The organism is Halorubrum sp. B52 (assembly GCF_059752555.1).
Map to the genome: position 1 here is coordinate 1 of NZ_MWTG01000014.1, position 9376 is coordinate 9376.

At 60.3% G+C, this 9376-nt stretch carries 11 protein-coding genes and 1 pseudogene; 1 reads left to right on the plus strand and 11 read right to left on the minus strand.

Going from position 1 to position 9376, the window contains the following annotated elements:
• Positions 1-99: 99 nt before the first annotated feature.
• On the minus strand, positions 100-396 hold the full coding sequence (locus B4V04_RS16800; RefSeq protein WP_312621668.1) for a hypothetical protein: 297 nt from the start codon (positions 394-396) through the stop codon (positions 100-102).
• Positions 397-900: 504 nt separating this feature from the next.
• Here B4V04_RS16800 and B4V04_RS16805 point away from each other — a divergent pair.
• Positions 901-1008 (plus strand): annotated as a pseudogene (locus B4V04_RS16805) (IS5/IS1182 family transposase); the annotation flags it as partial.
• 78 nt (positions 1009-1086) lie between these two features.
• On the opposite strand, the gene B4V04_RS16810 reads toward B4V04_RS16805, so the two are convergent.
• The 10 genes from B4V04_RS16810 to B4V04_RS16855 form a co-directional block, all read right to left on the minus strand.
• Positions 1087-1866, minus strand: coding sequence for a plastocyanin/azurin family copper-binding protein (locus tag B4V04_RS16810; protein ID WP_312621670.1), 780 nt, complete (start codon positions 1864-1866; stop codon positions 1087-1089).
• 52 nt (positions 1867-1918) lie between these two features.
• Entirely contained in the window at positions 1919-3034 is a 1116-nt protein-coding gene (locus B4V04_RS16815) for an aminotransferase class V-fold PLP-dependent enzyme (protein ID WP_312621671.1), read from the minus strand.
• Positions 3031-4374, minus strand: coding sequence for a M20 family metallopeptidase (locus tag B4V04_RS16820; protein ID WP_312621673.1), 1344 nt, complete (start codon positions 4372-4374; stop codon positions 3031-3033). Before B4V04_RS16820 ends, B4V04_RS16815 begins: the two co-directional genes overlap by 4 nt.
• A gap of 128 nt (positions 4375-4502) precedes the next feature.
• Positions 4503-4811, minus strand: coding sequence for a thioredoxin family protein (locus tag B4V04_RS16825; RefSeq protein ID WP_312621674.1), 309 nt, complete (start codon positions 4809-4811; stop codon positions 4503-4505).
• An 88-nt stretch (positions 4812-4899) separates the two neighbouring features.
• Complete coding sequence (locus B4V04_RS16830; RefSeq protein ID WP_312621675.1) at positions 4900-5622, minus strand: class I SAM-dependent methyltransferase; 723 nt, start codon at positions 5620-5622, stop codon at positions 4900-4902.
• A 24-nt stretch (positions 5623-5646) separates the two neighbouring features.
• A complete protein-coding gene (locus B4V04_RS16835) occupies positions 5647-6633 on the minus strand; it encodes a beta-propeller fold lactonase family protein (protein ID WP_312621677.1) in 987 nt (328 codons plus the stop codon).
• A gap of 44 nt (positions 6634-6677) precedes the next feature.
• A complete protein-coding gene (locus tag B4V04_RS16840) occupies positions 6678-7052 on the minus strand; it encodes an SHOCT domain-containing protein (protein WP_312621679.1) in 375 nt (124 codons plus the stop codon).
• Between the two features lie 769 nt (positions 7053-7821).
• The gene (locus B4V04_RS16845; RefSeq protein WP_312621681.1) at positions 7822-8151 is read right to left on the minus strand and encodes an SHOCT domain-containing protein; all 330 of its coding nucleotides are present in this window, start codon (positions 8149-8151) and stop codon (positions 7822-7824) included.
• The gene (locus B4V04_RS16850) at positions 8148-8567 is read right to left on the minus strand and encodes a DUF302 domain-containing protein (protein ID WP_312621682.1); all 420 of its coding nucleotides are present in this window, start codon (positions 8565-8567) and stop codon (positions 8148-8150) included. Before B4V04_RS16850 ends, B4V04_RS16845 begins: the two co-directional genes overlap by 4 nt.
• 524 nt (positions 8568-9091) lie before the next feature.
• On the minus strand, positions 9092-9376 hold a 285-nt coding region (locus B4V04_RS16855; RefSeq protein ID WP_498232833.1), incomplete at its 5' end, for an SHOCT domain-containing protein.

The window sequence follows — 9376 nt, forward strand, 5'->3', positions numbered from 1 at the left end:
ACGAGCAGTGCCTCCGAGGTGAGTGGTGGGTTTCGTCATGATTGTGAATTGGTGGTGAGTTTCGGTATTCGGTCGAAGCGGTCGAAACGGTCAGGGCCGTCAGCAGTGGCCCTGTCCGTACGTCCCGCCGTTGTAGTCGTCGTCAGCCATGTCCTGGGCCATCTCGTCGACGGTCACACCCATGTGCGTCTCCATCCACTCGACGCTACCAGGGCCCATGTGCTCGGTCATCTGCGCCTCCATCCAGGCCGCCCAGTCATCGGCGGTAGCATTGTCAGTGGGCGCATCGTCTGCGGTCGTGTCGGTGCCGTGTGCGCTGACCACGGGCGCGGCGAACGCGAGTCCGACGATCGCGAGCGCCACGAGCAGCCAGCCGCCGAGTTTGAAGTTGGTCATTGTCTTTCTCCTCGGTTACTCGTAGGACCCCTCGGGAGTTATCGACGTGGGTGTGAATCCACGCAGGAGAACGTTCGAGAACGTGTATAGAGCGTTCTAATCGTTTTCCAAGGACAGAACCGTTCATCCGTGCCGAATTCGGTTGCTATGTAACTTTTTGAATACTCTGAAGAGTACTTTTGAACGATTAGATACCCCAAGGGTGATAAGCTGCTTGGCCACCTACGGCGAAGTTAGAACGAATGAGCGAGCTCGAAATTTCATCGATTTACCGCGTATGATCGGCTCTTTACTATCGAATCTTACTGTGGCGGTGTATTTATTGGAGATTGGATTGTAAACCATAGTATCAAACTCATGTCTAAGTTTGTCCATCAGGAAATGTTGAAATACAAGGAAATCATCACAAATGGCGTGTTGGAGTTGCTACTTCGGCCACGATACAATGTCGAGGCTCTGTTGAAATCCTCAGAGAGTTACAGGTTCGCCTCGTAGTCTGACCAGATGGAAGCCCTCCCGAAGTCGCGGTTACTCAGGTTCGTTGAGCAAGCGATACACTTGGCTCGGCGAGCCGTCGCTCGTAGACCTCTCCGTCCATCGGTGAGTCGATACCGCTAGCCGAGTACCCTCACCCGCACCGATTTGACACCGCGCGATTCGAAGACCTTCGTCGACGAACCTGCAGTTGGCTTACTCTTCGAAGTGGCTGTCACCCTCTTCGAGCCGGGCGCGACGTTCGTGGAACTCTTCGTCGTCGATTTCGCCCCGTGCGTAGCGCCCCCGGAGTGCGTCCATGGCCGAATCAGCGTCGGTAGACGTTTCAGCGTCTCCCCGACGCATCAGCCAGTAGACGGCTCCACCAGCGACGCCGAGCATGGCGACCAGCCCGCCGAACACCCCCACGAGTGACCCGCCGTCTACACCAGTGTTGGAACCGCCCATCCCACCACCCATTCCGCCGCCCATCCCGCCAGATCCCATCATTCCGTCGTCAGTTCGACTACTCCCTGTCCCCGACGAGGAGCCGTACGGAACGGTGCTCTGCTCGACGATTGTCCGACTCGCGGGCACGTCGCCGTCCGGAATCTGACTGTCTTCGGCTGGCCCGCCGGGGTTGCCGACGACGATGCGGCCGACCATCCCCACCGAGCGGTGCGGAATGCAGTAATAATCGTAGGTTCCCGGTGTCTCGAAGGTATGATCGAAGCTCCCTCGGGAGATAGTCCCGCTGTCGAACGTGTCAGCGTCGGCCGGAATCCGCTCCGAGTAGGCGGTCGCCGAGTGGGCTCCGGCCGCTAGCTCGAAGCGAACCGTCATACCGGGGTCGACGTGGAGTCCGATCGGATCGAAGTAGTTGTTGCCCATCTTCACGACGGGTGTCTCCTGTGCGGCTGCCGTTCCGGTAAGTCCCGCGCTTGCGACGGCACCAGTACCGAGCAGTCGCAGGAACTGTCTTCTAGTTGGGTTCATGAGTCGGTTTCTGTGGCGTGTTTCATCGTTACGTGGTCGCCGGATACGCTGACTACCACTCCTCGCCGAGTTCGTCGAGAAGCGTGTCGACGTCCGATTCGTCGTTAAAGGTGTGGAACGACGCTCGTACCGCGTTCGGTTCGGGAAGTGCCCGAACGACGATGCCCTCGTTGGCGAGTCGTTCGACTGTCGTCTCGGGGTCGTTCACGTCGACCGTGACGAGGCCGGAATCGGGATCGCGCGGACTCACCAGCCTATCGTCAGGGACCGCATCGACGAATCGTCCCGCGAGCGACGTGATGTAGTCCTCGGTTCGATCCAGTCCGACGCGGTCGACGAGGTCGATGGCCTCGCGGAGGCCGACGTGTACCGCCGGATTCGTCGTCCCGATCTCGAATCGAGGTGCACCCGGCTTGAACTCCGTCGTCTCACTCGTCGGCTCCGTCACGCCGCGATAGCCGACCGCCCGTGGTTCGAGTTGGTCGGCGAGCGCTCGGCGGACGTAGAGGAATCCCGCGCCCCACGGTCCGAGGAGCCACTTGTGTCCGGCCCCGGCGACCACGTCTGCCCCCCACTCGCGGATGTCCACGGAGAACTGCCCGATGGCCTGTACCGCGTCGACGAGTGTGAGTGCTCCCGCGTCACGTGCGACGTCGACGAGTTCGCTGACCGGGAGGCGCGTCCCGTAGTTCCACGTTACGGCGCTGAAACAGACGAGCGACGCTCCTTCGACTGCTTCGGTGTACTGATCCCGGTCGAGGTGGCCATCCTCGCTCTCGACGACGCGTACTTCGACGCCCTCGCGTTCGAGCCGTCGCCACGGGAGGATGCCTGCGGGGTGTTCGAGGTCGGTTCTGACGACGACGTCCCCCGGCGACCAGTCGAGGGTGGTGGCGATTCGGGTGATGCCGTCCGTGGTGCTTTGTGTTAGCGCAATCTCGCTCGCGTCCGCGCCGAGAAAGTCAGCGACGTCCGTTCGAACGTCCTCGTAGGTTGCGAACGCCGTCGAATACGGTCCTTCGTCGGCGGGAGACTCGTACTCGTGATATTCGAGAGACCGCTCGACTCGCTCGACGACTGTCTTGGGGCTGGGCCCGTGCGCACCCGTGTTCAGGTAGGTCACCCCGTCGAGTGCGGGGATCGACGCACGCAGTTCGGCGGGTGTCACTGTTGGTCACCCGTTTGCGTGGTCTGCTTCGGGAGATGGGTGTCTCCCATCCTACTAGTTGTGGCGTCGACTCGTTCCGAGCCGGTGTTGAGGTGGTTCAGGAGTTCGGCCGGAAGGCGCGCGTACACCTCGGCGTTTCCGACGAGCGCGTCTCTCGTCGTGAACTCGTCGACGGCGTGGGCCGTGTCGGTCCCGAGGCCGAACTCGACGGTCGGGACGCCGGCGTTTCGCATCTTCTTCGCGTCGCCACCCCCGGTCGCACTGCGACGGTAGACCCGGTCTCCCGTGACGTCGCTGGCCACGGCGACGACGGCGTTCGCCAGCGGCCCGTCGGGATGCTCGTACGTCCCGATGGACCAGTTCGCGTCGGTGATTTCGACGCAGTCGTGACCGGCCACAATGTCGCGGATGGTGTCGAGTACGTCTGGCGTATGGACGCCAGCGGTGAGCCGAACGTCGAGATGGGCTTCGGCGGCCCCCGGAACGACGTTCACGCGGTCACCGCCACGGACGACGCCGAGGTTCACCGACGGTCGCTCGAACAGATCCCGTGCGGTTCGTTCACCGAACCGTGGTTCGTAGTACTCTACCGATTCGTCGACGACCGCCTTGACGACGGGGTCGAGATCAAACGTCGTCTCGGAGAGCGTCGATTCGACATCGTCGACGGCGTCGCACAGACATCGAATCGCGTTCGTCCCGAGCATCGGGCGTGATCCGTGGGCGGACTGCCCCGTCGCGGCGAGGGTGAGCCAGATGCTCCCCCGATCAGCAACTGTCGTCGAGTGTCGGCCCTGCTCGCAGGTCGTCTCGCCGATGACGCACGCGTCGGCGGAGACGTCCCACGTCTCGAGGAGTGTCGGCAACCCCGCATCGCCGGCGACTTCTTCGTCGCTCACCAGCACAAAGTCGATGGTCATCGGTGGCTCTGTGTCGGTTTCGGCGTACGCCTGTGCCACGGTCAGCATCGCCGCGACAGCACCTTTCATGTCGGTTGTGCCGCGGCCGTAGATCAGGTCACCGTCGCGTTCGCCGAGTGGATCGAACGTCCACTCGTCAGGGTCGAATGGTACGGTGTCGAGGTGTCCCTGATAGAGGAGCCTTCGATCGGACGAGCCCGGAAGGGTCGCCACGAGGTTCGGCTTTTTTGGGTCGGAGACGACTCGTTCGGTTTCGATGTCGAGGTCGGCGAAGAACGACTCGACCCACGTCACGGTCTCACGGGTGTCGCCCGGTGGGTTCTGCGTGTCGAATCCGACGAGCGTACTCGCCAGGTCAACGACGTCGTCCTGATGGTCACGGAGGTAGGTGAGAGCGGGGTCGATAGTGGAGCGTGTCATGGGCTGTGGTTTCTGGCGGTACGACGGATCGATCGCACGTTTATTTGTTCGAATCGTACAATACTATTCGGAGTGGACCTGGTTTCATTCATTATCAGTGGTCAGTGTGCTTTGTCTTCTGTGAGTGGTCATCCACGAACGAGATCGACGAGCCGTTGTGCGAACCCAGATCGGTGGGTTTTCGCTTCCTGGATCGCCGCTTCTAGCTCGTCACGCTCGACGATGCCGATGAATTCGTCGACCCGCACGCCGTCCGCGTGGATGAGTATCGTAGGTGTCTTGCGGACGCCGTACTCCTCGGCGATCTCCAGATCCCGCTGGATGTCGACCTCGCGAAACTCGACGTCGGAGAATTCGTCTTCGATTCCCTCGTTCTTCTGTCGCTGCGTGGCGCACGCTCCACACGTCTCCTGGGTGAAGAGGATAACTTCGGTCACAGGTGTCTATATGGTCTTGGTAGTTATTGGACTTATTATTCAATATCATAGCCCGTGACCCGACGAGATCTTCGATTCGAAGGGACGGTCACCGCTCCGGGGTGAGCAGTGTCTCGAGCCGCGATGGAATGCGGTCGAAGACACGTTCCCACGGATTCCGGTGCTCGTCGAGAGCGACGAGCGTTCCGCGAACGAACGGCTTTACCGGCGGGATGCCGATTTCCAACTCATCGAGCTCTGCCACCTCGAAGCGATCGTCGGTTCTGAAGGTGGCTGCCGTGTCGCGGTTGAGATGACAGCCGGCTGCGCCGCGCCGCCAGACGGGATTTGCGGCGTCTTGGACGTGCGCGAGCCACCCGTCAGCGTGGACGTGTTCGAGAAATCGGAACTCGCCACCTGGTTTGAGTACCCGGGCGACCTCGTCGAGTGCCGCGTCGATGTCGGGAATCGTACAGAAGACGAGCGACGCGATGACGACCTCGAACGAATCGTCGGCGTACGGAAGCGATTGCGCCCCCTCGGGGCGAATCTCGATGTCGAGGTCGAGATCATTCGCTTTCTGTACCGCCCGCCGTCGCATGTGTGGATCTGGTTCGATCGCGTGGAAGACGAGCGATGGATCGTGCTCGGTTGCCGCTTCGAAGTACGGGAACATCGCACCGGTCCCTGTCCCGAGATCGAGTACGGCTCCGTTCAGATCCCTGGTAAGATATTCGCGGTGCTCCCGGAGAAGTGTCTCCTCGGCATGTTTCGTCACCGGGTCGTACACGGCCGCAAACAGCGGGTGTGATGGTGAATCGTCTGTGGTCATTCTTCTGTAGTTGTAGTATTGACCTTACGGGCGCACTGCAACGCCAGTGGGCATTGAACCGACTTCCACGTCGGTCTCCAGCTGCTGCTTCTCCAAGTCGATCACGGAGATGCTGCCGGAGCCGATATTGGTCACGTAGGCGTAACGTCCGTCCGGTCTCACTTTTACAATGTGCGGTGTCTCTCCTACGCCTATTTTCTCCTCCACTTGCTTCGTAGCGGTGTCTATCACCGACACGATGTTTGCCGACTCGCTGGTCGCGTACGCGTATTGCCCGTCGGGGTGAAACGCGATTCCGTGCGTCCCGCTGCCGATATCAATCACATCGCTCACTTTTAATGAAGCGGCCTCGATAACGGTGACCTGGTCCTTGCCGCGGCTGGAGGCGTAGATTATCGACCCATCCGGAGATGGTTCCGCCACGTGTGTTACCGGACCGATTTGAACTTCCGTGAGTATCTGCCCCGCTTCAGTGTCGATGACAATCGTCTTCTGGCTCTCACCACCACCGATGTAGAGTTGGCTTCCGTCCGGACTGAACGCCGGTACGTGGGCGATCGTTCCAACTGGAATCTTTTGGTCTACCATCTCTTTTTGGAGATCGATACGCCGTACCTCTTTGGTACCCCCAGTTGCAGTGTACGCGTAGTTGCCCTCGGGGCTGATCGCTGTGTGGAGCGGATTTGGTCCCACATCGATGGTACTCATCACTTGACGCGCGGCCGTGTCAATCACTGTGATGATGTCCGCACCGTTATTGACGACGTACGCTCGCGAGCCATCGGGAGAAAAGGCAACGAAATGTGGCCGTTCCTCGACATCGATGGTCGTCTGGACCTCCATCGCGGCTGAATCTACTACCGATACGGTGTTACTTCCTTGGTTGGTTACGTAGACCTCTCCTCCGTTCTGTGCCTGGGTCGAACATCCGGCTAATGAAACTCCGGCGGTTACGCTCCCTGCGATACCGAGGGTCTTCAGCCAGTTCCGTCTGGTGTAATTACGAGTCATGTGTGAATCTGTTGGATTGTGTTGCTGTGTTTTCCGACCGGTTCTTATTTTATCTCTCTCAACGTGTTTCGCCGCGTCTCGAACTCCTCTTCGTCGATTTCACCGCGTGCGTACCGTTCGCGGAGTATCGCGAGTGCGCGGTCGGAACCGGCGGGCTCTTCGCTCGATCCCGCCTCTGAAGACTCCGTCGAGGGGGTAGATTCGTGCGACGAGTGGTGCGACGAACAGCCAGATCGACCTCCATGCCGACCATGGCCGTGACCCATCATTCCACCGCCGAAGAGTCCTCGAAGCCCCCTCCCACGACCGCCGTGCATTGCGCGTGGGGCGGCGTGGCCACTTCTACCGAGGAATCCTCCGGATTCCGAGGTCGAAAACTGTTCTCCGATCGTCCGTACTGCTTCGAGTAGGCTTGTCATGAGTGCAATATGTGGTTTGTTGGGTGCGAGTTGGTACTCCTTCTACAGTTGAATCTACGGTCTTGTGTTTTATTGGAATTTCTGTTCATTTTCGAAAGTCTACGCTCAACACTTGCCCCCCATCGATTGAAGGGGCTGCTACTCCCTCCCACCTGATCGGCGGACAACTGACGCCCCTGGACGGCGGTGAGATTGCCGTCACTGCGTGCGAAATCACCGGCCAGAGCAGGCTCTGGATACGGTGTGTCGGACGCATCGCGACCCTCTGAACCACACGCGGCCAAATCCCGTCGGGCGTCGCCGAGCGAGCCGTCCCGCCGGACACAGTTGGCGAAATCGCACGCCAGATTCCTCGCATACGTCCTGACGGTGAGCTGACACCCACTCGTGCGGTGGGCCTGACGCACGTCCAGGTAGAGACTAATCGGAACTAACGGAACCACGTAGATCGTGGCGATCGCGACCCCGAACTGAAGCGGATGCCTCGGCGGAAGGCCCAGAAATCCAGCGAAGACGACGACCCAGAGGGCGAGCCCCTGACAGATGATGGCTCGCCAGTTGTTCGCCGGGAGTCGCGGACGCGTCGTCGCCTGTGCGCTCTTACTGGCTGCTTTCGGCGCGTCGGTCGATGGTGTGAAAGTCACGGTCGTGTCTGGGTGTTATTCGGAGCTGATCTGCCGGTCACCTCTAACCGTGGCTGTTCAGCAGCATCGGGTTCGACGGGTCGTCGGAGTCTTCGGGTGGTCGTCGGCACGGTCTTTTGATGGACCTACGAACCCTGTTGTTCGTTGTGAAGCGTTCGTCGACGGTCGTCGTATTCGTCCTCAGTCAGTTCTCCGCGAGCGTAGCGCTCGCGAAGCGTTTCGATTGCCTGGGCTTGGCCGGTGTCGTCGCTCCGGTCTCGATTACCCACGCCGTATACGAGGAGCAGGACGAGTCCAATCAGGAGGAGCGGCCAGAGGAACATTCCGCCGCCGAGCATTCCGAAGCCGCCGAATCCCATCATCCCTCCGCCCATCGTGAGGAGCGGAAGGACGACGAGCGCTCCGAGTACGAGGAGGACGATCGTCGCTGTGCTGGTTCGATTCGTTGTCGTCATTGGAGTTCACTTTCCGTGGTAAGCTGGTCGGTTACAACTGCGAGCACTCTCTCGAAGCGTTCGTGAACCTCGGTCGCGATCCCGTCCAACTCCGAGTTCTCCGTGATGGCGACGAGTTGCTGTGGGTCGACGGCGCTCACGACGACGTCACCGGCATCCGTCTCGTAGACGACGACGTTGCACGGGAGGAGAGCACCCAGGTCTGGCTCTTCGACGAGCCCTTCGTGGGCGAGCGGTGGATTGCAAGCACCGAGAATCCGGTATTGGTCTACGTCGACATCGAGTTTCTCCTTCAGGGTTGTTTTGACGTCGATGTCACAGAGGATGCCGAAGCCTTCGTCCTGTAGTGCGGTCATGACTGCAGCGACAGCGTCGTCGAACGGTGCGTCGATCGTCGTGGTGATGGTGTACGTCATGGATTTACTCCGTGTGTTGGGTTTCCAAGGTCGTGATTAGCCGCTGGGCTTCCGACAGTCCGGCTCCGCCCCACGCCTCCGGTGCGGTGAATGCATGGAGTCGTCGGCGTTCGGCAGCCTGTCTGCGTTGTTCTCGTGAGTCGATTCGGGCTCTGTGTTGCGAGTCGTTCATTGTGGTGGTGGTCGGTTTTGTCGTGACGCGCGTTTCGAGTCAGTCCGTGACTGGAATCGACGCGCGTCGAGTTTTGTTCAGATCGCTTGAGTCGTCCCCGACGGAGTTGGAGAGACCTTGTCGTCAGGTTAGCTCCGGTGCTCATTCTACATTTTGTGTGTCCGTTCCTTCTCTCCACAATACTATGGACGATTGCACGAGGCATAACCGGCCGAGTCCGTTTGCTGACCCAGCAAATCGTCCCGTCGTTCAGGTCTACTCTCTCGTGGTCGCTGTAGCACCCCCGAAGGTGCAAGCCGACGATACGAATGCGAGTGGAAGACATGGGAGGATACGTGGAGGGAGTCAATACTCACTGTGTGAGCGAGGCTCGCCGAGCCTCGAACTCCTCGTCCGAGAGTTCACCCCGCGCGTAGCGCTCGCGGAGTTCAGCGAGTGCAGTATCCGGCCCAGAGGACGGTTCCTCGCGGTTAGTCCCGTACACGAAGAGCAGGACGAGTCCGATCAGGAGCAACGGCCAGAGGAACATCCCGCCGCCGAGCATCCCGAAGCCGCCGAGTCCGCCCATACCGCCCCAGCCGCCGCCCATCATACCGCCGCCGTAGCTTCCACTACCGTGGGCAGCAGCTGTTCCAGT